Source organism: Streptomyces katrae (genome assembly GCF_000717655.1).
GTDB lineage: Bacteria > Actinomycetota > Actinomycetes > Streptomycetales > Streptomycetaceae > Streptomyces > Streptomyces katrae_B.
On record NZ_JNZY01000032.1, the window covers coordinates 1 to 22,525 of the forward strand.

Sequence of the window (22,525 nt, forward strand, 5' to 3'; positions counted from 1 at the left end):
CGTTGCCCCACTCGCATTCGTCCCACAGCCGGCGCTTGGGGCCGCGCACGTACTGCTTCCACCGGTCCAGGGCCAGGATGACGTCTCCTGGCTGCAGGTAGTTCCGGGTGTGCTCGAGGCGGGCGATCTCCGCCACCGTGCGCCCGGAGAGACCGTCGATACCCGGTCTCCCACCGTGTGCCCGGAGCTGCCGCGGGAAGGCGGCCCGGAGGTGTCCTGGCCGTCTACGCGGCATGGACCTTTCTGATGGTCGTCATGCGGCCCATGCTGCCATGGCGTGAACGTGGCCGAAGACGCATGCTCCCGTGGCATCGAAGAGCAGGACGTTCCAGCGGGCGAGCGGTTTGTACGTCCGGCGGGGCCAGGTTTTCGGGCCGGCAGCCTGCCATTCCCCTCGGTCACCGACATGGCTGCGCGGGACCGCCGACGTACGCTGCCGGAGCTCCACCACTTCAGCCGCCGACTGGGAGTACCCGCGTGAGCGAGCCATCGTACGGATCCGGCGCCGAAGTCGGGGAGGCCTGCCTGTGACCAGGCCTGTTGCACGGTGGCCGTATTCCCTCGGCGGACGCCGGCCTATTATTTGCAAAGATTCGCCTGAAATGCCGGTTTGCCTGAAGCTTGTTCAGCGGGAACTCGCGGGTCGTTCTGTGCGCTTCAACTGGGGATGTCCGTGGGTTCGGTGGGGCGGACATGGAAGGGGGCTGCGGCCAGGCGGCGGGCTTCGGCTGTGACCTCAGTATCGATCTGAGCTGCTGCTTTGTCGCCGCCGTATTCGAGGAAGGCGTACTTGTCATCGAGTTCGGCGAGCCGTGCTGTCAGGGCCAGCTCATGCCCGTAGCGCTGGTTGATCCGGAAAGTGAGCTCCCAAGGTTTTAGCCCGCCGGACAGCATGCGTCGTGCGAGCGCTCGTGCGGCGGCTTCTTGGCCGGCCTCACTGGTGGCCGGATAGAGAATGAGGCCGAGCTCATCGAGCGCTTCGGGGAGCAAGTCGTGCACGTCGTAGTCCGCCTCGGCGCGTGTGCAGGCTGCCAGCACCCGAAGTCCGGGGCTGTCGAGGCCGGCGACGAGCGCGTCACAGGCCGCGCTGACGACATCGCTTGCAGGGATCTCACCCACGCTCCAGAGAGCGGCGCGGTCCTGTAGTTCGCTGGCTGCTGCATCGGTCGACGGCATCCGCCCATGATCCCTTCACTCTGGGGTCATGTGCGAACAGGTTTCACTGGTGCTGCTGCTCGGCAGCTTGCTCCAGCAGGGCCCGCGCGGAGCCTGGGCCTCTTCGAGCTGCCGGTCGACGCGGAGACGTTCTAGCGTTGCGTCCTGCCCGCGCATTCGAGGTGTTGATCCAGTGCTTGCTGACGCGGCCAGTCTTCGTGGCGGTCTGGTTGTTGAGCTTTCCGATTAACCTCCGGTGGCCGGCGAAGGAGGTTCGTTCCCGGTGACGAGGGTGACTTGGGCGGTCCATGACCAAGGCTCCGGGGGCGGATCCCAGGTCACCTCGACGTCGGTGTCGTGGAAGTCGCGCGCGAGTTCCACGACCATGACTACCGCAGCGGCGCGCGCGTCCTGCGGGTCGGTATTGATCGGAACGTCCAAGCGCCCGCAGAGCATTCCGCCTTCCACGGGTTGGATGCTGAAGCGCCATCCCTCCGGCGTCGCCAGCAGGACGATCCCCTTGGGAATTCCCCAGGCGGGCCGCTTCTTCTTCTCCTTCTTGCGTCTCACCATGCCGCTATCCAACCTCGTCGGGATGGTGGCGATGAACGGGGGCGGAGGGACTGCTGCCGCGGCGCGGTTCGGTGCCGGTCTGGCCGTGGTGGTCGGGCACCGCCGCCACCAAGGCCGATGTCGAGCGCTGTTGGCAGTCCTTCCTCCGCCGCTTCGACCTGGAGCACGCTTTCCGCCTGTTCAAGCAGACACTTGGATGGACCAAGCCCCGTCTCCGCAGCTCGGAGGCTGCCGACCGGTGGACGTGGCTGGTGATCGCCGCCCATGCCCAGCTCCGGCTCGCGCGAGCCGCTGGCCACCGATCTCCGGCGGCCCTGGGAGAAACCGGCTCCGCCGAACAGGCTCACGCCCGCCCGGGTCCGCAGGGGGTTCAGGAACCTGTGCACCAAGACCGGCTCCCCGGCCAGTGCACCGAAACCGTCTCGTCCGGGGCCTGCCCGGGCGCCGGGTTCGAAGAACGCCCGGCCACCCGTCATGACGGGGGCAGAGTCATAGCCACCGGCGAGGCGGACAGCCACCCCGCACACCACCAAACCGCGGCACACCGAGGAGCGGCAAACTGGACGGCCTGGACCATGTGCAGCGGGCACGAGGCCGAAGAATTTCACGGGGTACGTCGGTGGATCTCAGTTCAGTGATCATCGCTGTCGCAGGCGTCGCAGGAACCCTGGGAGGGGCGCTGCTCACCCAGCGCGGCTCCGAACGAGCGAAGCGTCTGGAGATAGAGCTCGTCCGAGACCATGAGGAGGTCCGCGAGGCCCGTTCGCTGCGACGCACCTGCTATGTGGAACTCAACCGGGATGCTCGGCAGTTCACCACCGCACTCAACCGCCACCTGCACGTCATGAGGGAACGCGGCGTGGCGGAGGGCGACAGCGACGCACTCGAGGAAGCGAAGAACGCGCACCGCGATCGATACTCCGAAGCACAGATGATCGCCCCCGAAGAAGTACTCAGGCGAGCGAGTGTCGTCAATCAAGCCCTGAACAAGGTCTACGGCCAGGTCAAGCGCCTCGAACGCGGTACCCCCGAACCAGGCGAAACGATGGAGACGGCGGCCCAGGCCCAGTACGAGGTCTGGGAGATGCTCCGAACTATGAGAACCGCTATGCGCCACGACCTCGGTGTGTCGCATCAAGATTGAGAGCTGGCGCAGCTGGCGCTCAGCTCCGTGCGAGCTGCGCCGTCCTGATCAGCTTTTCAGGCAATCCAGCTGCGCGCAGGGCGTGCGGTAGGACGCCCCCCCCCCCACGTGCTCTCGTCGACGTTGACGTTCGTGCCAGCCGGATCGGCGATCCCGGTGCCGGGCGTCTCGACCCTATGGACCAGCTTCTTCACGTTCCTGGGCTCGTTGGTGATGTGCTCGACGGGACGCGGGCTGTCGGTGTCGGTGTCGGTGGTGATGCTTGTGGTCGTCGTGGTGGGAGTGGCGAAAGCGGAGGAGGAGAGCGAGACGCCTCCACCGGCCAGGAGGGGGTGGCGATGAGTAGGGGGCGACACGTCGGGTCCCGGTGGCGGTCGTGGGCGAAGGCTCCTCAGGAAAGTACGGAGTGCGCAGGGGCAGGTTGCCCGTCTGTCGGCTCTGCCGGCGTTGAACCGTGACGATGGGCAGCTTGCTCCAGCAGGGCCCGCGCGGTGTCATCAGTTCACTCGGCGGCAGCGACCGGCCGTCCCGGCGCTTGGGGATCACCGCCGGTCCGGCGGTCCCGCACCGACCGCTGCTCGTATGCCGGTGATGTCTTCGACGCTAGGGTGGCAGGGCACGTGACGGCCCAGAGGAGCAGACCAGAGGATGATCACCCAGATTCGGATCGACGGCTTCAAGTCGTTCCGCGACTTCAGCCTCGATGTGCCGCCGACGCTCCTCCTGTTGGGCCCGAACGGAGCCGGGAAGTCGAACCTCTTCGATGCGCTGCGCCTGGTCGCCGGCATCGCCGACCGCGGCTTCGAGGCAACGGTCCGCGAAGACTCCCGGCTGTCCCCGGGCAGTCTGTTCCACCGGGGCGCCGATGGGCCGGGCCACACGCTCGCCATCACCATCGGAACACTGATCGCCTCGCAGGACGGCCCACTCCCGGTCCGTATCCGCCTGAGCGTGGGCCGCATGCCGAACGGCAAGGTGGGAGTGCACAGGACGAGCGCCATCTGGGTCAGCAGCCTCGTCAAACCCGGGTGGATGTCGAACGTGGGGCTGGATGAGGAAGCGCAGTCTGCCGTCGCGCAGGCGCGCTCTGCCTTCCTCGCCCGCACGGACGACGTGGACTATCTGGCTTTCAAGGGGAACATCGGCCCTGCCTGGGATCCGCAGGCTCTGGGGGACTTCGAAGGCGGCGCCGAAGAGGACGGTGAAAGGTACGCCGAGGACTTCGCGGTGGCGCCGGGCGCCGAGCTGCGCGCACTGGTGGCCCGTGAGTGCGCCTCCTGGCACCCCTTCGTTCTCGATCCGGAGGCGCTGCGCACGCCGACGGCTGCCGTCGCCACCGGCAGGACCACCCCGGACGGCGGCAACCTGGCGGCGGTCCTGCACCGCATCAAGGACGAGTCGCCCGGCAACTGGAGGCGGTTCGTCGGGGATCTGGCCGCGCTCATCGACGGAGTGCAGGACATCCGGCCGCTGTACGACCGGCGCCGGGATGAATATGACTTCGAGGTGGAGTTCAGCAACACGGGCTGGATCAGCCCGCCCGCCCTCTCCGACGGCACCCTGCGGATGGTGGCCCTGCTCGCCGCTGCCGCGGACCCGGTCTGGCCGTGCGGGATGTACGTGGAGGAGATCGAGAACGGCATGCACCCCGAGCATGTCGCCGATCTCGTACGCAGGCTCAGGCGAGGCACCGGAGTGACACCGGACGCCGCCGCCCCCGCCGCCCCGTACCGGCAGCTCATCGCCACCACGCACTCCCCGGCCCTGCTGGCAGCGCTCCGCGACGACCTCTCCGGCAGCCTCGTCTTCATGGAGCAGGCCGACAGGGTGGATCCGCAGACGCAGAGCGTCGTCCGCACGACCGTGGCCCGTCCGCTGCGGGCCTTCGATCCGGAGCGGGACCCCGGCGAGACGGTCTCACCGGAGCACGTGGAGAGGCTGCTGAGGAACCTGGGCCGGGGGGCGTCGTGACGTACAAGTACCGGCCGCTGCAACCCGGGCTGCTCGTCGAAGGCAGCGACGGGCCCTACCTGGCGAGCCTCGTCAAGCGCCAGCTGGACCGGCTGATCCAGCAACGCAGCTCGCAAACCGTGGAGGTACTGCGGTGCGAAGTGTCCGGCGTACGCACGAACGACAAGCCGGAGCGGGTATTGCGCGCGGCCGAGGAACTCGCCCGGGACTGCGACGTGGTCTTCGTCCATGGTGATGAGGACGCCCGCGACGAACGCCTGAAGCTGGTCGCCGAGCTGGAGCAGAGGCGGGGACTGGTCGCACGGGCCGGGGTCTCGGTACCTCTCGTTCCGGTGCTCATGACCGAGTCCTGGATGCTGGCTGACCGGAAAGCCCTGGAACAGGTCGTCGGAGCCGAACCCCTGAAGGCGTACCCGTACACCGCGCCCTCCGCGCTGGAGGGCCATGTCACGATGAAGGGCTGCAAGGAGAAGCGGAACCCCAAGCAGGTCTGGAGGGCCCTCCTCGGGCCGGACGGCCGCGACGTACTGAGCGACAGCGCGGAACTGCTCGTACGGCGCACGAACCTCGAGGTGCTCGAGCAGCTCCCGTCGTACCAGAAGTGGTGCGAGGACACCGCGCGGGCGCTCCGGACCCGGAACTTTCTGTAGCAGCGCAATTCCTGGCCGGGTGAACAACGGCCATCCACCGGCACCGGTGTTGCCGGCCCGCTCCCGCCCTGCCTCCGTCCGCTCCCTGGAGCGGTACGCCCCGCTCCGGCGTCGACGCGGGCACCCGGAACCGTCGTGTCGAACGCGACGTCAGCGCCGCGCCGGGCGCCACGCAGCTGTCCGACCCGCCCCGTTCTGCGGCTGGTTGTATAAGGGCATGAACGCCATACTCACCAGCCTGATCGCGGTCCTCGGCACCCTGCTCGGCTCCACCGTGACCCACGTGTTCCAGCAGCGCTCCGCCCGGCGGACGGAGGAGACGGCCCGCGATGAGCGCCTGCGGCAGGAGCGGCTGGACGTGTACGGCACGTACGCCGGGCTGCTCGTCGAGTTCCGCCAGGCCATGCTGCACCACTGGTTCTGCGTCCGGGACGGAAAGGACGCGGACGCGGAGGTCGCCTTGCGGGGGCGTTCGTTCGAGCGGCGCTCCGCGGCCCAGAATGCGTTGTTCCGGCTGCACCTGATCACGGAGGAGCCCGAGGTGCTCGCCGCGGCGGACGCTGCGTTCACGGAGGTGGGCAAGCTGGACCGCCCCGTCGACCGCGAGGCCCTCATCCCACGGCGCAACGCCACCAGCGATCTGATCAACGCGTTCGTCACGACGGCCCGTCGGTACGTCTAGGGCCTGTGCGCGTGATCGTTCGGCTGTCTTGAGCGGTCGTCGATCCAGATGGTTGCGGCCCGGAGGCGGAGGCCGACGAGGTGGCTGTCCGCGTCTACCTGGGCACTGCCACCGCCGCAGTTCTCAGCATGTGGCTCCGCACATGATCGGCCGGACGAGTTTTGGCTGCGAGGGCGAGGGCGAGGGCGAGGGCGAGGGCGAGGGCGAGGGCGAGGGCGAGGCGAGGGCGCCGGGCTGCCCGGCTTAGCCGAGGTAGTCGAGCTGTAGTACGGCGATGGTTCGGGTGTTGTGCCCGACGAGGAGGATGGCCCGCACGTCCGGCGTGATGATCTGACGAATCACTTTGTCATCAACGCCGTAGGGGTGTGTCGCGTCCAGCGGGTGTTCGCAGGCCATGGCGAGGGCTCGGGTGAGGTTCTCGCTGGCCTGCGGCGGGAGGGCGTCGTAGACGGCCTCGGCGGCTGGGTCCAGTTTCAGCGCGTACACACGCCCATACTCTCAGTTTCAGGCCGCGCCGCGGGCCGGTCCGGGTTCTCCGAGGATCCGGTGGGTGGCGTCGATCCATTCGCCGGGGAGTTGTTCGCCGCGCTCGTCGAACGCGGCCAACTCGCGGGCCTGTTCGACGGCGTGCAGGGTGCCTTTGGCGATGCGCTCCCACTTGGCGAAGACGGTGAGCAGCTCGTGGGCCGGCGCTCGGTTGATCTCGCCAAGGAAGCGCTGGGCGAGGTCAGGGCTGCCGAGCGCGTCGCGGATCCGTTCGATTGTCCACGGTGTCTCGCCCATGACCGCCTCCTCGCAGTTGGTGCGACCACGGTATCGCAGGAGGCAAACGTGAGTGGGCTATCGATCGGGTCTTGCGTGCGGGTCTGGTGACCCGGGCACCGCTGCCGCGTTGTCCAGTCCTGGCCTACGGTGTGCGTTGCCGGATGGGTACCCGGGCCTCGCCCCAAGCTGTTGAGCGAGGACTGGGCGCGGGCCCTGAGGGTGCTGCCGGGTGTGCTGGGGGACGAAGTGCAGTCGGAGGATGTTCGGCGGGCTGTGGGTGAAATGCCGTTCCGGCAAGGGCCCGGCTCGCGTAGGCCGCTGCCCCCGTGAGGCGACGCGGCTTCGTGTTGTGCAGCCATCCCTGACCAGGCGTGGGGACCCGCTTGCCCTCGGCCGCCCCATCGCGGCGTTCGCTCCTCGCTGTGGTATTGGTCCAGCAGGATGCGGTTGAAGTTGACCAGACTGGGGAGTTCCATCCGCTTTCGCAGATCGTGTACCGCCTCGTCGAGGCGTTGGGCTTCTTTTGTCGTGCGGCGGCTTTGCGCTGGTCTCGCAAGACTGTTGCAGCGATGGTGGCGCCCAGCAGGATGAGGCCGCTGGTGGCGATGACGGGGAGGGCCCAGTCGGGCAGGCTGCTGGTCTTGCTGTTGGTGGATACGTAACTGGGCGCGAGGATGATCACCACGCCCAGGGTGAGGGCCCCCGTAGCGATCGTGGCTTGCGTTTTCCGTCGGTACTGCAGTTCAGCGAGGTCCCGTTGTAATGCTGCTTGGGTTTCGGCGGCCGCGCGTGCTTCGAAGTCGTCCGTGTACTTGTGTGGCGCGGGCTTGATGTCTGTCATGCGCTACCAGACTCCTCGGGTCCGAACGCTTCGCCCATGTCGAGCGGGGCCTTCGGGTTGCTTAGCTTGTGGGGTCGTGGGCCAGGTCTCGTTGTGAAGGTCCGTGCTGGGCATCTTGAGGATCGTCTTGTGGCAATCGCCCCGGTGGTCATCGGCGAAGGGGTGCTCGGCGCTGTGCCCGAGCTGCTTGAGGAAACCGTCGAGCTCTTCCCGCAGAAGGGGCCATTCGCCTTCGGGGTACTGCTGCTTGAGCCAGGCCTCGAGGGCGCGGTCGCAGGCTCCTTGTGTGCGGCGAAGAGCGGGGTCTGTCCCATGGGGCCGTCGTCTTGGCGGTCCATACGTCTGGCCCAGACGAGGTTGCCGGCCGTTGACCTGCTGGCGGTAGACATCGCAGATGACGGTGGGGCAGTGCATGGCCTCGGGCGGGCCGCTGCGGGGCACGTATTCGATCACGACTTCTCCACGATGGGCACGGGTTGGGCCCTGGTAACCATCAGGGGAGCTTGGTGGCGGCCTTCTCGTAGTCGGCGGCTTGCGCTGGTGTGAGGAGTCGGCTGACACGTACCAGGGTCCCCCCGTGGAGGTAGTCGTATTCGGCGAGTGCGGGCAGGGCCTTGCTTGCCGCCTGGATGTATTCGGCGCGGGCTTTGGCTTCGGCGGCGGTCGGGAAGACTTCGATGCTGCCGCCGAGTTCGAGGGCGTCGGCTTCGCGGCCTTCGGTTTGTTCGGCGGGGATCCGCGCGTCGGTGAATGTGATCTTTGAGGTGTAGCCGTTGGGCCGGCCGAGCATGTGGTTCTGATCGCTCTCGGCGGTGACGGTCGTGCCGAGTTTCGCGGAGGGTACGGCGGCGGAGACGGCAGCGAAGGCGCTCGAGGCGTCACCCCCGGCCTTGCCGGGGGCGGGCGCGGCCTCGGCGGCTTTCCCGTTCGGGGCGGCCTTGGGCGTAGAGCTGGTGGCACTGCTGCACCCTGCGAGCAGGATGGCGGCGACGGCGGCTGAAGTGGTGATGGCGGCTCGGTTCATGGGATCCCCTGGGGTGCGTGAGGGCCCTATCTGACCGGCTGCTGAGGAGGGATGGGGCGAGTGTTGCCGTTTCGTGACGGCGATGGGGCGCGCGAGCCGCCGGTGCGCGCCCCTTGCGGGGCCACGGCCGGGTGATCGCCAGTCGGCGTCGGGCCGCCGCGGTCCTGCTGCTCGGCCATCACCGTGTAGCCGAGGTTCATCAGGCGAGCATGTACAGCTCGAGGTGGTGGGCTTCGCCGGGCCCATCGCGGAAGCCTTGGACGAGGCGGGGGTCGGCCTGCTTGGACCGGTAGCCGGGGTCCCAGTCGACGCCATCCCAGTCGGAGTGCGCGTGGCCGGCGTCACCGGGCTGGCGGGACACGTCGGTGGCGCGGATGCGGATGGTCACGGTCGGGGCTCCTCTGTCGATCCGGGGCAACAGGAACGGGTCGTCAGGGTTCGTGCCGCGGCACGCGGCGCAGTCCTCGGCGTCTCCAGCGGTGCGCGCCGCTCGGCGTACAGGCGCGCGCGAGGATCTCTTGACCGTCCTGCTGCAAGAGGTCGAAGGCGACGAAGTAGGCCGGCCAGCGCGCGGTGAGGCCAGCGGCGCCGCAGGTGGCGTCGGCGCTGCAATGCATCCAAGGGCAATCCACCTGCCCCGGTGTCCCAGACCACCAGTTCGCCATCGAGGACCAGGCCGTGCGGCAACTGTGCCTCGGCGGCCGCCGGACACGCGACAGCAAACCTTCAGCGGGAACGACACCGGCCTTCAGCAGAAGAACTACACCCCACAACCCGACCACCAGGCAAAACCCACCTGAAAGCCCTGTCGCCAACCACTGCACATCACACGTCGCCCATCAAGAGTCCGAAGAAGCATTCGGGCTGGTCTGACAGTTCTTCACCACATCGTGTGGCTCGCCGTATCTGCGCATTGGGGACTGTAAACGAGCTCTGTTAGCTGGTCTTGAGCCGGAGAGATGCTTCTTCATGACTCCAGGTGTACGGACCCGGGTGTTTCGCGAACGTTTTGCACGTCAAGGCCCCTTACGACAGGCCCCCTAGGGCGAACCCCAGCCCCATCGCGACGAACAACGCGCCCAGTGCGCTGAACAGCCACCAGAAGGCGGTGCCCTCGGCCGGGAGGGTCCAGCGTGACGGGTCTGCCTGGTCGTATCGGACCTCGACGCGGGCACCGACGGGGAGGGTCCTGGCCTTGGGCCGAGCGATGTTCGTCCGGGTTTCCATTGCGCGGCCGTCGCCCGTGCTCCAAGTGATGACCGGGTAGTACACGGTGGTTCCGACGCTCCGGCTGGTGCTGCCGGCATCCGAGGCCGGCGCGATCCGGGTCTCCTCAAGACGGGTCACCACGCCCCGCGCAGTGCTGCCCTCCCTCAGCAGGAACCGGACGCGCCGGATCTTGAGGGAGGCGACGACGCCGATGACCGACCCCGCGGCGGTGAAGACCGATGCGAAGAGCAAGAGGACCTGGGAAGCAGACACAGGGGCGTCTCGATTCTGGAGCCGAAGAACTCCTGACAGCATGCCAGTGCGGCGATCTCCCCTTGCGGCAGGCCCGTGGCCGGGACGGCCCTCAGCGCAGCCCGCCAAAGGTCTCCTCCCGGAGGAGGAGACCGGACCGGGGCGCAGGTCCCGGACCAGGGGGTGGACGGGACCGGGGTCCTCGTGCCCTTGGGCGATGTGCCGTACCAGGGCGGGTTCCTAGCCTCGGGGCATGCGATCACACGAAGCGGACGATGCTCAAGGAGACCCCGTGACCACTGTCAGCCCCGCCGCACGCCGCGCCTTGGCCGTGGGCCTGACCCTCGCCGCCTGCCTCACGTCCTCCCCCGTCCTGGCCACGGCCGCCGAGACCCCCTCCCAGGACAGCTCCGGGGCCGGACTGGACCGGTACTACCGCCAGCACCTCGGCTGGGGCAGCTGCATCAAGGGCCCCGACGACACCACGGGCCGCGATCTGGACCAGGCCGGCGTGCAGTGCGCGGACGTGACCGTGCCCCTGGACTACGCCGACCCCCGGGGGCGCACGATCACCGTGGCGATCTCCCGGCTCAAGGCCACCGACACCCGCCACCGCATCGGCGCGATCCTCCTCAACAACGGCGGTCCGGGCGGTCCCGCGCTCCAGTCCCCGCCGCAGGCCCGTGCGTCGATGAAGGAGGTCGGCGCCCGCTACGACATCGTCGGCTTCGACCCGCGCTTCATCGGGCGCAGCACCGCGCTGGACTGCGGCTTGCCCGTCGGCATGACCTGGCTGTCCGCCGGCACCGGCCGGGCGGGCTTCGACCGCCAGGTCGCCCTGCAGAAGAGCCTGGCCGACAAGTGCCGGGCCACCGACGCCGCGGTGCTCCCGCACATCACCACCCGCAACACGGCCCGCGACATGGACGTCATCCGCGGCACGCTCGGCGAGCGGAAGATCTCCTTCCTGGGCTACTCGTACGGCACCTACCTGGGCACGGTCTACACGCAGATGTTCCCCGGCCGCCACGACCGGATGGTGCTGGACGGGGCGATCAACCCGAGCGACTACCGCCCCCGGCTGCTGAAGGGCACCGAGCACGAGAACGAGAAGGCGCTGTCCGACTGGGCCGCCTGGGCCGCGGAGCACCACGACACCCACGGCCTCGGCCGCAGCCGCGCCGAGGTGCTCGCCGCCGTCGACCGCATCGTCGCGGCGGCCGCGCGCGGTCCGCTGACCATCGGCGCCGGCGCCGATGCCTTCCGGATCGACGACAGCCAGGTGCCGCTCCTCCTCTTCTCGGGCATCGCGGACGACACCGCCCCGGCGCGGGCGTCGTTCGGCGAGCTGCTTTCCGTACTGGCCAAAGCCGCGGAGGGCCGGCCGACGACGGTGCCGCCGATGCTCGTCCCGGAGCTCCGGTACGTGCTGCGCGGTGAGGGCGAGCCCACCGGCGCGCAGTCCGCCGTCATCTGCGGGGACGTGGCCGGCGCGCGCGATCCCGAGCTCTACTGGCGGGACATCGAGCGCAACCGCACCGCGCACCCGCTGTTCGGCGCTCTGACCAACAACATCAACCCGTGCGCCTTCTGGGACTCGCCGCGCGAAGAGCCCACCCGGGTGCGGCGCGATGCCCCTGCACTGATCGTCGCCGCCACCGGTGACCCGCGTACGACGTACAAGGGAAGCGTCGAGCTGCACAAGCAGCTGCCGAGCTCCAGGCTGGTCACCCTCGAGGGCGCCAACCGGCACGCCCTCTTCGGGCGCTACGGCAACGCCTGCGTGGACGACCAGGTCAACCGGTACCTGGCCACCGGCAAGCTGCCGGCGAGGGACCGGACCTGCGTCAAGCAGGCGGGGTAGCGGCCCGCGCTTCACGTTCCGAGCGCGGGCCAGCAGCATTCTGCGGTTGTTCGTCGCGGTCTTGGCGAACGCCGACTTGAGGGGAGACGCTCTCGCATCGCCCTGACTGGATTCTTGCGGGGGCCCGTACCCCGGGTGGCTTTGCGGCCCGAGGCAACGGGGTGAGCGGCGCGGGTACCCACCTCGCGCCCTCCGGTCAATGGGTCAGCTGGCTCGCACTGGAGCCCACAGGCTGACGCTCCACACGTCCCCGTGGCCCGCGTGACAGCCCCTTTCCTCCTCCTCGTCGTCCACGACGAGTACGGAGACGCAGGACTTCTCCGCCCGGTACTCCAGGAAGCCTCCCTGGTCGCTGAGGGTGAACTCCGGGACCGGAGGGGTCTCTGAGAGCGTCTGCACGACCTCGGCCCACGCGGTGTACGGTGCGAACCCGACGCCCGTGCCCGCGGCCCACCGGGCGGCCAGCTCGGGGGCGTTCGCGAGGCGGTGCAGCTCGATCGAGCCGCCGGACATCACCCACTCCTGCCCGGGGTTGAAGTAGAACTCGACGAACCCGTAGTCGCGGCGCAGCGAGACACCGCCCTCGCCGACGACATCGACGTGGCGGTGCGGCAGGGCCCGGTCGACCTCGGCGAGGGTGGAACCGATGCCGATGCCGTGCAGGCGCCCGGTCGCGATGAAGGAGGCGAGGAATTCAATTCCGGTCACGGCCAGTTCTCCAGTTTGTCGATCAGGGCCTGCATCTCCGCGGAGCGGTTCTGCGAGTTGCCCCAGTTGTGGGTGTCCATGTGTTCCTTGGCCGACTTCGCCTTGGCCAGGAGGTCTGCGCGCAGCTTGGGGTCGTTGTTCACCGCGTCCACGGCCTGCCGGACGCTCTTGTCCGAGGCCCAGCCGTCCTCCAGTCGAATGGGGGCGCCCTGGATGTTGCCGTCCTTGTCCACGGTGATGCTGACCTCGTGCTCCCCCTTCTTGAGCGGGATGTGGATGTGCGCGCCCTTCGTCGCCCAGTCGGAGGCGACCGGGGACACCCGGATCTTGCAGGGCTTCAGGCCGAGGGGGTCGGACCAGGTGTGCGGGTTGTGCACGTACGTCGCCGGATTGGGGGCGGGGTCGAGGCCGAGCGGGTCGTTGCTGAGGTAGCGGGCCGTCTCGGGGTCGTAGTGCCGGTGGAGGTTGTAGTGGAGGCCGGTTTCGGGGTCGAAGTACTGGCCGGGGAAGCGCAGGGGCGTGTACGCCGTGCTCCCGCTCGCCCACGTCGTCGTACCCCAGAGCGTGCTGCGGGTCCGCCAGGCGAGGTCGCCGGACTCGTCGACGAGTTCGGTGGGTGCACCGACGAGGTCGGTCACCATCGCGTAGAACCGGTCGTCCACGGCATCCTGCGGCGTGTCGACGCCGATCCTGCGCTCGGTCTGCGCGACCGGCCGCAGCCCCAGGTGGTCCCAGGTAAGTGCGACGGGCAGCGGCAGGGCGCCGCCCCGGCTGACCTGTTCGCACAGCGTGGCGCCGTCCCAGGTGAAGAGGGTTTCCTCGAGGACGCTGCGGCCGTCGTCGGCGAGCCGCTGCTTGGAGGCACGGCGGCCGAGCGGGTCGTAGCGGTAGCGCCACACCGTGCCGTCCGGCGTCACGGTGGAGGTGAGCCGGTCCTCCGAGTCCCAGGTGTAGTGCCAGGTGTCCGGCTTGCGCGACAGCCGCGTCTTCTGTCGCAGGACGGTGCGGCCCTGAACGTCGTGCTCGTAGCGGACGTCGCCGGCCCGCGTGATGCGGGTGCCCTCGAACGCCCGCGGGCCGGTCGCCTCATGGCCGGGGTGGCTCGTGGGCCAGGCCGCGGCGGTCTGGTTGCCCGCCGCGTCGTACGCGTACGTCTCCGACCAGCCGGCGGCGTGCACGGCGGTGACGCGGCCCATCGCGTCGAGGTCGAAGCGGCGCGTCCCGGAGAGCTGGTCCTCGACGGCGGCCAGATGCCCGTCCGCGCGGTAGGAGTACGCCCGACGCTGGAGGGTGCGGCTGCGCCCCGATATCTGCTGTTCGGCGAGGCGTCCGCCCGCGTCGAAGCGCTGGGCGAGGGCCACCGTCCCGCCGAGCCGCCGGACGAGTTCCCGGCCGGCCGCGTCGCGCTCGAAGGCGAGCGTACGGCCGCAGGAGCTGAGTTCGGCGGGGCGGCCGGCGGCGTCGTAGGTTCGCGTGGTGACGGCGCCGCTGGGGGTGGTCCGCCCCGTGAGCCGGCCCAGTGCGTCGTAGTCGTAGGTCAGCTCGCGGCCGTCCACCGTCTCGGACTTCAGCCGTCCGTAGCGGTCCCGCATGCGTACCAGGGTGACGTCCGCGTTCACCGCCACCGCGAGTTCGTCGAAGACGTCGTATTCGTAGGTGGTGACGGAGCCCTCGCTGTCCTTCCGGAGGACCTGGCCGAGCGCGTTGCGTTCGAAGCGGGTGGTCTGCCCGAGCCCGTTCACCCGCTCGGTCAGCCGTCCGGCCGTGTCGTACCGGTAGCGCAGCGAGCGGTCGTCGAAGTCGGTCTCGGACATGGTCCGGCCCGCGGCGTCGTACTCGTACTCCCACGTCAGGCCCTGAGGGTTGGTGACGCCCGTGAGCTGCAGGTTGACGTTGTGCCGGAACTCGTACCGCGATCCGTCCGAGTCGGTCCGGGCCACCAGCAGGTCGAAGTCCGTGTACTCGTACTCGGTGCTCTGGCCCAGGGCATCGGTGTGCGTGCGGCAGTTGCCCTCGCCGTCGTACGTCCACGTCTGGCGTGCGCCGTCCGGCTCGGTGCACGCCGCGAGCAGGCTCTCGACAGTCCACTCGAATCGGGTGACCGCTCCCAACGGGTCGGTGATGGTTGTCGGCCTGCCGAACGCGTCGCGTTCGTAGCGCGTGACGGCGCCCAGCGGGTCGGTGACCTCCATGGGCAGGCCGGCCGCGTTGCAGCGAACGCTCGTGGTCGCGCCGAGCGCGTCGGTCACCGAGGTGAGGTGTCCCGCTTCGTCGTAGGCGTAGCGGGTGGTCGCTCCGATGGCGTCCGTGTACGAGGTGCGGTTGCCACGCTCGTCGTAGGCCTGGCGGACGACGGTGCCGTCGGCGTGGGTGAGTCGGACGGGCAGGCCGAGTTCGTTGTGCTCCGCCCGCACCCGCCGCCCGTCCGGGCGCACGACCCCGGTGAGCCGCCCCTCGTCGTCGTACTCGGAGAGCGTGAGGTGGCCGAGGGGGTCGGTCTGGGAGAGCAGCCGGTGGTGGCGGTCGTATGTGGACCGGGTGACCGCCCCGGTCGGGTCGATCTGCCCGACGACCTGGACCCGGTCGTTCACGAGGTAACGGGTTGTGTTCCCCAGCCCGTCGGTGATGGACGTCAGGCGCAGGCCGGTTTCCGGGTCGGTGTCGTCCCAGGTGAACCGCGCCGCCATGTGGCCGTTGCCGCCGGCTTGGGCGGTGCAGCGGTGGCGTTCGTCGTAGACGTAGTCGAACCGGCCGCCGTTGGTGTCCGTCCACGAGGTGATCCGTCCGTGGACGTCGTATCCGAAGCGCAGGGGGCGGCCGCAGGAGTTGGTGACGTCGGTGAGGTGGCCGTCGGTGTAGCCGTACCGGAGGATCTCCTGGTCGGTGCCGTCCTGCGCGGCCGCGGCGAGGTGCAGGGCGGTGACGCGCCCGTCGGCAGTGGTGATCTTCAGGTGCTGGCCGCCGTGGTGGACGACGGCCCGCGGTGCGCCGCTCGCGTCGTACTCGAACGCGATCCACCGGCCGTTGCGGTCGTCGATCTGCGTGAGGAGCGCCAGCTCGCCGTCGGGGTGCTCGGTGAAGTGCCGGACGTGGCCGGTCTCGGGGTCGGTGAGCGTGTACGTGCCGCGGTCGCGGTCCAGGGCCCAGCGGCGGCGCCCGTGCGTCGGCAGTACGGGTACGCCCGGGGCCGGGTGCGGGTACGCCAGCAGGCTGCCGTCCTCGCAGATGAGGACGACGCCTTCGGAATCGATTTCCAGCCGCTGGTCGATGGTCGACGACCAGGACGGCCCGAACCACATGCCGGCCCGGTAGGACGACTCGAAGGTCCGCGTGAACACCAAGGGGAAGGATCCCGGAAGCGCGATGTCGGTCTGCGGCAGGACCATCCGGCCGGTGGCCATGTCGACGGGGTCTCCGTCGCACACGACCTCCTTGGGCGACCGACCCGTGCCCTCGGGGTCGCCGCCGTGGGCGCCGCGCCCCTTGCCGGTCGGCACGTCGTCGAGGTGCTTGGCGATCGAGCCCACTTTCTTGAGGGAGCCGAGGCCCTTGGAGCCGACGAGTTCGGGGAGCATCTTGCCGATGCCCTCGGAGGGGTCCTTCATGAACTCGTCGAGCATCTGCTTGCCCGCGCCCCAGGGATCGTTGACTGCGGTGACCAGGCCCGCGGCCGTCGAGTTGAGGTGCGTCAGGTATTCCGCGGGGTGTGTGAGGTTGTACGGGTCCATCGGGTTGAGGCCGCGGGCGAAGGTGAGGATGCCGGCCGTGCCCTTGACGACGCCGCCGGCCAGGTGGGTCTTGGCGAGTTCCAGGTAGTCCAGGCCGTCGCCGAGCTGTTGGGCGTACGAGGGCTTGGGCGGGGCTGCGTCGCGGGCCGCGCGGACGGCCGTACGGGTGGTCTCGGCGACCTCGTTGCGCTGCTTGCGGGCGCTGTCGAGCTTGTCCTGAGCGGCGTTGGCCAGGGCTTTGCCGGGGTCGACGAAGTCCTTGGCGTCGACCGGCCTCGGCGGCAGGGGGTCCTTCTTCTCCTTCACCGCGTCCTTGTAGACGTTGACTTGCTTGTTGTGCGCGTTTCGGGCGTCGGTGGAGACCTTCTGGGCGTGTTCGTACTCCGCCAAGGCCTCCTTGGCCTGGCCCTGGGCCCATTCGACGGTCTCGGCGAAGCGCCCCATCGCCTCGGCGGCCTTCCCGAACGCCTCGGCCGCCTTGAACCAGCGGGGCGGCTCCTTGGCCACCGCCTTCTGGAAGGCGTCCGCGGCCTTGCCCTTGAGGCCGTCGGGCTCCCCGATGCCCTTGAGACCGTTGCCGACCTGCTCGAAGGAGGCCTTGAAGTCGTTCAGGTGCGAAACCTGGGCGCGGATCTTGGAAACGCTGCCGTAGACCAGCTTCTTCGGGTCGTCGGTCTGGCCGAGTTCCATCTCGGCGACGTCCGCGCCGAGCACGTTGGCGGCGGAGCGGCTCTTGTCGCGGATCCAGTCGCCGGCGTCGTCGAGTCCGACCTCCTCTGCCAGGTCGGCCGTCTTGTCACCGGCCCACTCGACGGCGTCGCCGACCTTCTCGACCGCGTGCTCGGCCTTGTCCTCGATCGAGTCCGGTATGAAGTCCCGCCAGCCCATCAGTTCCCGCCCCCGTTGCCCTTCGTCTGCTCCAGCAGGTCCTTCAGGGATCCGATCTTCCCCGTCGAGGTCACCGTGTCCTTCGTGTCGGACCAGGTCTTCTTGATGTCCTCGGCGCCCTTCTCGAAGGACTCCTGGCTGTAGTCCGGCTTGTAGACGTCCGCGCTGAAGATGTCCCCCCAGCTCTTCTGCTCGATCTCGTCCTCGGTTGCGTGCGGGTTCCCGTAGCCGGCGTTGACGGCCACCTTGAACGCGCCGTGGATGTACTGCTCCTCCTCCCACACCGTGCCCGCGGCGATGCCCAGGTTCCCGGCGAGCGTGGAGGCGTCCTGGATCAGAGCGCGCACGCCCCACTCCCAGCGCTCGCAGAAGCCCTCGAAGTCGGTGGCCAGGCCGGCGTGTCCGGCCTCCATCCCCGTCATGGAGAGGTCACTGAGACCCTCGCCCTGCGAGGCGCCCGCCGCGTCGGAGGACTCGCGCAGCTCGGAGATGGCCGCACGCAGGCCGTCCCGGATGTTCTTGACGGCTGCGGGAGAGACCTCGAGGTCCCCGTCGCCCGCCATCAGGCCACCTCATCGGCATCGAGGTCGACGGCGTACGCGTCGGGGACGATCCCCTTGACCGGAGGGAAGAACATGGACCCGTCCTCGTCGGCCACGTTCACGGCGACCCCCGCCGGACCGCCGACCATCGGGACCACCGCGTCCACGAGTCGGGCGCCCAGGATCGCGACGTACTCCCACTCCCGGTCGCCGGCGCCGCGCGCCCGCGCGAACCGGGCCAGCGCCGCCTCGTCCGTGAAGGCGTAGAACCAGCGGATCCCACCCTGGACGGCTGACATCAGGCCACTGTGGGCGATGCCGCCGGACTCGCCAGACTCGTCGGCCGGGAGGGTCAGCGGTACGAGCAGCGCGGCGCGGCGGAACTCGCCGACCAGCCGCGCCGGATCACCGCTGCCGTCCCGGATGGCAGCTATTTCCTCTGTCAGTTCCATGGCCCTCATCCCCCCGTGTGCCGCTCAGCGCCCGATAGAAACCGTACCTCGTGTGCCGGTCTCGCTCGGTTGGCCGGACAGCCCCACGCCGACCCCGACCGACGAGATTGCCTCGAACCAAGCAGCCGTACGCTCCGCCGGATCGGTCGGGCTTGCGGCGGCCCTCGGCCGCGTCAATTCCGCGTTCCAGTTCGTCGCGATCGGGTCCGCGCCCCCTCGCCGCGACATTCGGAGGGCTGATGGCATCGGTGGTCGGTATCCGGCCGGTGTTCCTGTGCCTGAGCGCGGTCGCCGCGCTGACCGTCGTCCTGCTCAGGCCGTGGCGCCGGCAACCGGTGTCCGTGGTGGCGTGAGCCCCCCGCCGCTCCGGCAGCGGCTCCAGGCGTGGCGGCCGCCCCCCTGAAGGCGGCGTAGGCGATTGGTTGCCGACGTGCTCAGCGGCCGACTACGGCGCACAGTCACATCGGCCACGCTCGTCGCATCGGTTCGGCTCATGGATGACTCGATGTGGGCGGGAGTGCGGGAGCGGGCGCACGCTCCCATCGCTGCGCCAGCCGGCGACCGCGCCTCTGGCGCGATAGGGCACAGGTTCTTCCTCGAGGACCCTTGAACCCGGCCGAGCTGGCCGACGCAAGCTCGCCAAGGCCATCAAGGTCGGCATCAAGGCCTTCAAGATCTACAAGGAAGTCAACAAGGTCTGCGACGCCATCCACGACGCCGAACGCGGAGATTCCCGCGCGGCTGAGGTGATGTCCCGGGCCAAGAAAGCGGCCAAGGAAGCCCGCGAAGCCGAGGCGAAGGCTGCCCATCGGCAGGGAGAAAGCCGGCAAGGAAACCGCCACCAACAGCGCAGGCACCGGGAGCAAGACCGCTCGAGAAGGATCCGACGCCGAGTCGGGCGCAGGCTCCGCCTAATCGCACAGCAGCGGCGGGGCGGACGCAGAGGCGGGGGTGGCCTGCAAGCTCAACAGTTTCCCCACCGGCACCCGCTTCCAGGGTTCCTAGTGATTCTGAGTCCCTTCAGTCCCTGAGATCGTCTTCTCCGCGCGTGCGGAGGTGTTCCGTACGTGGAGAGGTGCGCCTTTGCTCGCGCGGAGAATCTGTTCTCCCGCGATCAGGTAGCCCGGATGCCGCATTTTGGTTCAGCGGCTGGCGGTGATCCACCGAACGAGGGCTGCGTTGGTCGTGTCGTCGAGTGGGGACAGGAGGCGGAGGGCTTCCAGGTCGCCGGGGAGTGGGGGAATGCCGACGGTGGTCAGCGCCGCGTGGAGGTCCAGGCGCCGTCGGTCCCAGGGCTTCAGGGCCCGGGCGCGGCGTGGGTCGGGTGGCTGCGGGTGTGCGCGCGGATTCTCCTCGTGGTCGGAGGGTGGTCTGTCTTCTTCGCCTGGTTTCTGTGGTGGGACGTCGCAGGGAATGGGCTGCACGGAGTCAGCGCCGGGGGAGCGGTAGGGGTCGAGGGTCAGCTGAGGGACCGTGACCGCTGACGGGGAACACTGCCAGGGCTCCACATGATCCTCCTGAGGTCGGGTGTGCCGCTGCTTTTCCGAAGTGCTGGAGGCGCCGCCTGGGGTTGGGGCGGGCCTGGGTGAGTTTGTGCGCTCTCAAGCCGAATCGCGTCACCCGCACGTGTCTCGAAAGGGTCCACGGTGTGTGCGGCAGAGGTGCGGTGCAGGCCTGATGGCGTCGGGCGGTCATGCGCCCAGGGGTGGGGGGTGGCGTGCCGCGGCTGGTTGCCGCGGCACGCGGCGCCGGTAGTTGGCAGTTCACGGTCCCCGATGGTGTGGCTGCCGACCCGGGTTAGCGGCGGTGGTAGTCGTGGTGTCCGCGGCCCCAGGTCTCGGTGTCGATGACGTTTCCGCGGTCGTCGCGGAGGGTGGCGGTGTCGCGCTCGTCCCAGATCTGGTGGCGGCGGTCCTGGTAGACGTCGCGGTGGGTGTTGCGTCCGTTGCCGGTGTGGACCTTGACGCTGGAGCGGCCGTCCAGGCGGAGGTGGTTGAAGCGGTAGCGGTTGCCCTGCTGGTCGGTGAGGGTGAAGCCGTGCAGGTTGACGGCATTGCGGCCGGTGTTCTTCACCTCGACCCATTCGCGGTTCAGGGTGCGGTTGTCGCGGCCGCGGCTGTCGTGCTGGACATCGCCGATGACGATCGAGGAGTGCGGGCCGCGGTGGCCGGGCCTGTCGTCGTCGTGGGCGGCGGCCGGGATACTGGCCGCGCCGACCAGGGCGCCGGCGGCCAGGACCGTGGCGAGGAGACGGCGGGTGGAGAGAGAAGCAGACATGCAGATGGCTCCTTGAACAGTCAGCCCAGCCCGGCGTTGTCCAAGCTGGGCGGGCTCCGTGCGGGTCCCGGTGTATTGCCGGGGAGCCACACTTTGGCCCGCACCACCGCTGACTGCCACAACTTGGGATGTCTGTTTCTCAATGCGGACATGTCCGTAACTCTCTCCTGCAAGGGGCAGCCGTCAAAGTCCAGTTGACGTGAATAGAGCGAAGTTCGGGGGCAGTCGTTGCGTTGCCGAAGTGAGAGGGTTTAGGCCACATAAGCAGTTCATTCACGCCGTGTCGTGTGCTGTGCGCCGAATGGGTTCCGGCTTCCGTAACAGGCACTTCTGCCATTTCCTCGCACACAGTTACGCTTCTCCGCTCTGTTGTGCGGGACTAGGGTCCGTCTTCAAACTGATCTTGCCCAGACAGGAGTGACGCGGTGTGACCGCTGCTTCGTAGGAAGTGGCGGTCTTGTCGTACCGGGTGGCGATGCCGCGGAAGCCCTTGAGCTGGTTGAAGCAGCGTTCGACGAGGTTGCGTCGGCGGTAGATCTCCCGGTTGAAGCCTGGTGGCCGGCCACCGCGGCTCCCGCGATGGTGCCGGTGCCGCTGCTGGTCGACCTTTTCGGGGATCGTGTGCGCGATGCCGCGTTGCCGCAGGTAGCTGCGGAAGCCGCGAGAACTGTATGCCTTGTCCGAGCAACTCCCACTCTTGATCGGTGAGTTCATGGTGGCGTATCACCCCACCGTGATCCACGGCCCGATGATCTTCGAAGACGGACCCTAGCCGGTCCGCTAGCAGCTTCATAAGCACCCCTGAACGCCGCTCGTACGCCTCCAGATGTCGCGCACAGCCCCCTCCGCGGCTTAGGAAGTGTCCGGTAATTCTTCCGGCAGTCCCTCCTGTTCTTCTTCCTGGTGTCTGTGCCCGGCTGTACCGATCATCGGTACAGCCGGGCGGGCCCAGCCAAGGCCCTCCTGGAAGTGGAGACATTCGTGGGCGTCAAGCATCGACGGCTCAAAGTGTCGCCTTCATTGAACCGGTGGCCAAAAAGGAGTGTTCTGCATGAAATTTTCACAGCGTGGTCCGCGCCGACTCGGAGCCCTCACAGCGGCCGGTATCGCCGCGGTCTGCATGACCGCCCTGTCCGGCGCTCCGGCCACGGCGGCCTCGGGGCCGCAGTGGATCTCCAGCGGCGCATTCTCCGGCTACGTGTTGTGCGCCAGCCCGAACACCGAGTTCGTGTACATGGCACCCACCAGCGCGGCCACGGGCAACACGTACTGCCAGTGGCTGCAGTTCGGCCCAAACACCCAGTTCACCCTGTACAACCTGGGCAAGAATCAGGTGATGGCCTACACCGACGGTAACGAGGGCCTTGTCGTGATGGAGAACAACGGCACCTCCAAGAACCCGAACAAGGAGCTGTGGTCGTGGGGAGGACAGGAGGGCTGGGGCGCCGCGGCCCTGCAATCCTTCTACGACAGCGGACAAAACGTCGACGCCAAGGCCCCCGCCGGGGACTACCCCCGCACCGACCCCGTCCGCACTCGCGGCTGGCGCCACGGCCACCAGCGCGAACTCACCTGGAACGAAGTCACCCCCAGCTGACCCTCCCACGACCTGGGAACAGGCCGGCGACCGGCGTCGCCGAGAAAACGACCTAGACTGGAAAGCACCTCCGCCCTAGACCCGCGCCGCGCCGACCGCACAAGATCCGCAAGTGAAGGTGCCGTCCGGGACCGCCGCAATCGGTCCCGGACACACCCATTCTCCCGCAAGGCGGGGCTCGGTCAGGCCTGCGGGGCACCTAA

The 22,525-nt window shown here is 68.8% G+C and carries 19 protein-coding genes and 2 pseudogenes; 7 read left to right on the plus strand and 14 right to left on the minus strand.

Going from position 1 to position 22,525, the window contains the following annotated elements; translation table 11 throughout:
• Window positions 1–657: 657 nt before the first annotated feature.
• Window positions 658–1,176: a hypothetical protein gene (locus tag IF09_RS0130005; protein WP_030300945.1), complete on the minus strand. Its 519-nt coding sequence runs from the start codon at window positions 1,174–1,176 to the stop codon at window positions 658–660.
• Window positions 1,177–1,401: 225 nt separating this feature from the next.
• Window positions 1,402–1,728 carry a hypothetical protein gene (locus tag IF09_RS0130010; RefSeq protein ID WP_030300950.1) on the minus strand — a complete coding sequence of 109 codons (327 nt, stop codon included), beginning with the start codon at window positions 1,726–1,728 and terminating at the stop codon, window positions 1,402–1,404.
• A 74-nt stretch (window positions 1,729–1,802) separates the two neighbouring features.
• Here IF09_RS0130010 and IF09_RS48345 point away from each other — a divergent pair.
• The 5 genes and pseudogenes from IF09_RS48345 to IF09_RS0130035 form a co-directional block, all read left to right on the plus strand.
• Window positions 1,803–2,223: pseudogene (locus IF09_RS48345) on the plus strand (transposase); the annotation flags it as partial.
• Window positions 2,224–2,362: 139 nt separating this feature from the next.
• Complete coding sequence (locus IF09_RS43625) at window positions 2,363–2,872, plus strand: hypothetical protein (RefSeq protein WP_234321193.1); 510 nt, start codon at window positions 2,363–2,365, stop codon at window positions 2,870–2,872.
• A gap of 648 nt (window positions 2,873–3,520) precedes the next feature.
• Complete coding sequence (locus IF09_RS0130025) at window positions 3,521–4,843, plus strand: AAA family ATPase (RefSeq protein WP_030300955.1); 1,323 nt, start codon at window positions 3,521–3,523, stop codon at window positions 4,841–4,843.
• A complete protein-coding gene (locus tag IF09_RS0130030) occupies window positions 4,840–5,493 on the plus strand; it encodes a hypothetical protein (protein ID WP_030300957.1) in 654 nt (217 codons plus the stop codon). Before IF09_RS0130025 ends, IF09_RS0130030 begins: the two co-directional genes overlap by 4 nt.
• 217 nt (window positions 5,494–5,710) lie before the next feature.
• The gene (locus IF09_RS0130035; protein WP_030300959.1) at window positions 5,711–6,175 is read left to right on the plus strand and encodes a hypothetical protein; all 465 of its coding nucleotides are present in this window, start codon (window positions 5,711–5,713) and stop codon (window positions 6,173–6,175) included.
• A gap of 243 nt (window positions 6,176–6,418) precedes the next feature.
• On the opposite strand, the gene IF09_RS45895 is transcribed toward IF09_RS0130035, so the two are convergent.
• From IF09_RS45895 to IF09_RS0130075, 6 genes are all read right to left on the minus strand, one after another.
• A complete protein-coding gene (locus IF09_RS45895) occupies window positions 6,419–6,661 on the minus strand; it encodes a hypothetical protein (RefSeq protein ID WP_037636354.1) in 243 nt (80 codons plus the stop codon).
• A gap of 18 nt (window positions 6,662–6,679) precedes the next feature.
• Complete coding sequence (locus IF09_RS0130050) at window positions 6,680–6,958, minus strand: hypothetical protein (protein ID WP_030300963.1); 279 nt, start codon at window positions 6,956–6,958, stop codon at window positions 6,680–6,682.
• 124 nt (window positions 6,959–7,082) lie between these two features.
• Window positions 7,083–7,781 carry a hypothetical protein gene (locus IF09_RS45900; RefSeq protein ID WP_158710078.1) on the minus strand — a complete coding sequence of 233 codons (699 nt, stop codon included), beginning with the start codon at window positions 7,779–7,781 and terminating at the stop codon, window positions 7,083–7,085.
• A 493-nt stretch (window positions 7,782–8,274) separates the two neighbouring features.
• Complete coding sequence (locus IF09_RS0130065; RefSeq protein ID WP_030300969.1) at window positions 8,275–8,805, minus strand: hypothetical protein; 531 nt, start codon at window positions 8,803–8,805, stop codon at window positions 8,275–8,277.
• A gap of 199 nt (window positions 8,806–9,004) precedes the next feature.
• A complete protein-coding gene (locus IF09_RS40785) occupies window positions 9,005–9,193 on the minus strand; it encodes a hypothetical protein (protein WP_051833099.1) in 189 nt (62 codons plus the stop codon).
• 638 nt (window positions 9,194–9,831) lie between these two features.
• A complete protein-coding gene (locus IF09_RS0130075; protein ID WP_030300971.1) occupies window positions 9,832–10,287 on the minus strand; it encodes a DUF3592 domain-containing protein in 456 nt (151 codons plus the stop codon).
• Between the two features lie 271 nt (window positions 10,288–10,558).
• On the opposite strand from IF09_RS0130075, the gene IF09_RS0130080 reads away from it, so the two are divergent.
• Window positions 10,559–12,130 (plus strand): alpha/beta hydrolase, encoded by a 1,572-nt coding sequence (locus tag IF09_RS0130080; RefSeq protein ID WP_030300973.1) that lies wholly within the window; start codon window positions 10,559–10,561, stop codon window positions 12,128–12,130.
• A gap of 204 nt (window positions 12,131–12,334) precedes the next feature.
• Here IF09_RS0130080 and IF09_RS0130085 read toward each other — a convergent pair whose 3' ends face one another.
• The 6 genes and pseudogenes from IF09_RS0130085 to IF09_RS43635 all read right to left on the minus strand — a co-directional run.
• Window positions 12,335–12,838, minus strand: coding sequence for a hypothetical protein (locus IF09_RS0130085; RefSeq protein WP_030300975.1), 504 nt, complete (start codon window positions 12,836–12,838; stop codon window positions 12,335–12,337).
• Complete coding sequence (locus IF09_RS0130090) at window positions 12,835–17,454, minus strand: putative T7SS-secreted protein (RefSeq protein ID WP_051833101.1); 4,620 nt, start codon at window positions 17,452–17,454, stop codon at window positions 12,835–12,837. The genes IF09_RS0130085 and IF09_RS0130090 overlap by 4 nt, the downstream gene beginning before the upstream one ends.
• Window positions 17,454–18,017, minus strand: coding sequence for a hypothetical protein (locus IF09_RS0130095; protein ID WP_030300979.1), 564 nt, complete (start codon window positions 18,015–18,017; stop codon window positions 17,454–17,456). The genes IF09_RS0130090 and IF09_RS0130095 overlap by 1 nt, the downstream gene beginning before the upstream one ends.
• Entirely contained in the window at window positions 18,017–18,448 is a 432-nt protein-coding gene (locus IF09_RS0130100; RefSeq protein WP_030301057.1) for an SseB family protein, read from the minus strand. Before IF09_RS0130100 ends, IF09_RS0130095 begins: the two co-directional genes overlap by 1 nt.
• A gap of 1,797 nt (window positions 18,449–20,245) precedes the next feature.
• A complete protein-coding gene (locus tag IF09_RS0130115; RefSeq protein WP_030301062.1) occupies window positions 20,246–20,725 on the minus strand; it encodes a lamin tail domain-containing protein in 480 nt (159 codons plus the stop codon).
• Window positions 20,726–21,076: 351 nt separating this feature from the next.
• Window positions 21,077–21,406: pseudogene (locus tag IF09_RS43635) on the minus strand (transposase); the annotation flags it as partial.
• Between the two features lie 370 nt (window positions 21,407–21,776).
• On the opposite strand from IF09_RS43635, the gene IF09_RS0130125 reads away from it, so the two are divergent.
• Window positions 21,777–22,322 (plus strand): hypothetical protein, encoded by a 546-nt coding sequence (locus tag IF09_RS0130125; protein ID WP_158710079.1) that lies wholly within the window; start codon window positions 21,777–21,779, stop codon window positions 22,320–22,322.
• Window positions 22,323–22,525 lie beyond the last annotated feature (203 nt).

What these genes read in the sequence shown, in the direction of transcription:
- IF09_RS0130005 (WP_030300945.1), bottom strand. Translation starts at nt 1,176, where the DNA reads ATGCCGTCGACCGATGCAGCAGCCAGCGAACTACAGGACCGCGCCGCT.
- IF09_RS0130010 (WP_030300950.1), bottom strand. Translation starts at nt 1,728, where the DNA reads ATGGTGAGACGCAAGAAGGAGAAGAAGAAGCGGCCCGCCTGGGGAATT.
- IF09_RS0130025 (WP_030300955.1), top strand. Translation starts at nt 3,521, where the DNA reads ATGATCACCCAGATTCGGATCGACGGCTTCAAGTCGTTCCGCGACTTC.
- IF09_RS0130035 (WP_030300959.1), top strand. Translation starts at nt 5,711, where the DNA reads ATGAACGCCATACTCACCAGCCTGATCGCGGTCCTCGGCACCCTGCTC.
- IF09_RS0130050 (WP_030300963.1), bottom strand. Translation starts at nt 6,958, where the DNA reads ATGGGCGAGACACCGTGGACAATCGAACGGATCCGCGACGCGCTCGGC.
- IF09_RS45900 (WP_158710078.1), bottom strand. Translation starts at nt 7,781, where the DNA reads ATGACAGACATCAAGCCCGCGCCACACAAGTACACGGACGACTTCGAA.
- IF09_RS0130065 (WP_030300969.1), bottom strand. Translation starts at nt 8,805, where the DNA reads ATGAACCGAGCCGCCATCACCACTTCAGCCGCCGTCGCCGCCATCCTG.
- IF09_RS0130090 (WP_051833101.1), bottom strand. Translation starts at nt 17,454, where the DNA reads ATGGGCTGGCGGGACTTCATACCGGACTCGATCGAGGACAAGGCCGAG.
- IF09_RS0130095 (WP_030300979.1), bottom strand. Translation starts at nt 18,017, where the DNA reads ATGGCGGGCGACGGGGACCTCGAGGTCTCTCCCGCAGCCGTCAAGAAC.
- IF09_RS0130100 (WP_030301057.1), bottom strand. Translation starts at nt 18,448, where the DNA reads ATGGAACTGACAGAGGAAATAGCTGCCATCCGGGACGGCAGCGGTGAT.
- IF09_RS0130115 (WP_030301062.1), bottom strand. Translation starts at nt 20,725, where the DNA reads ATGTCTGCTTCTCTCTCCACCCGCCGTCTCCTCGCCACGGTCCTGGCC.
- IF09_RS0130125 (WP_158710079.1), top strand. Translation starts at nt 21,777, where the DNA reads ATGAAATTTTCACAGCGTGGTCCGCGCCGACTCGGAGCCCTCACAGCG.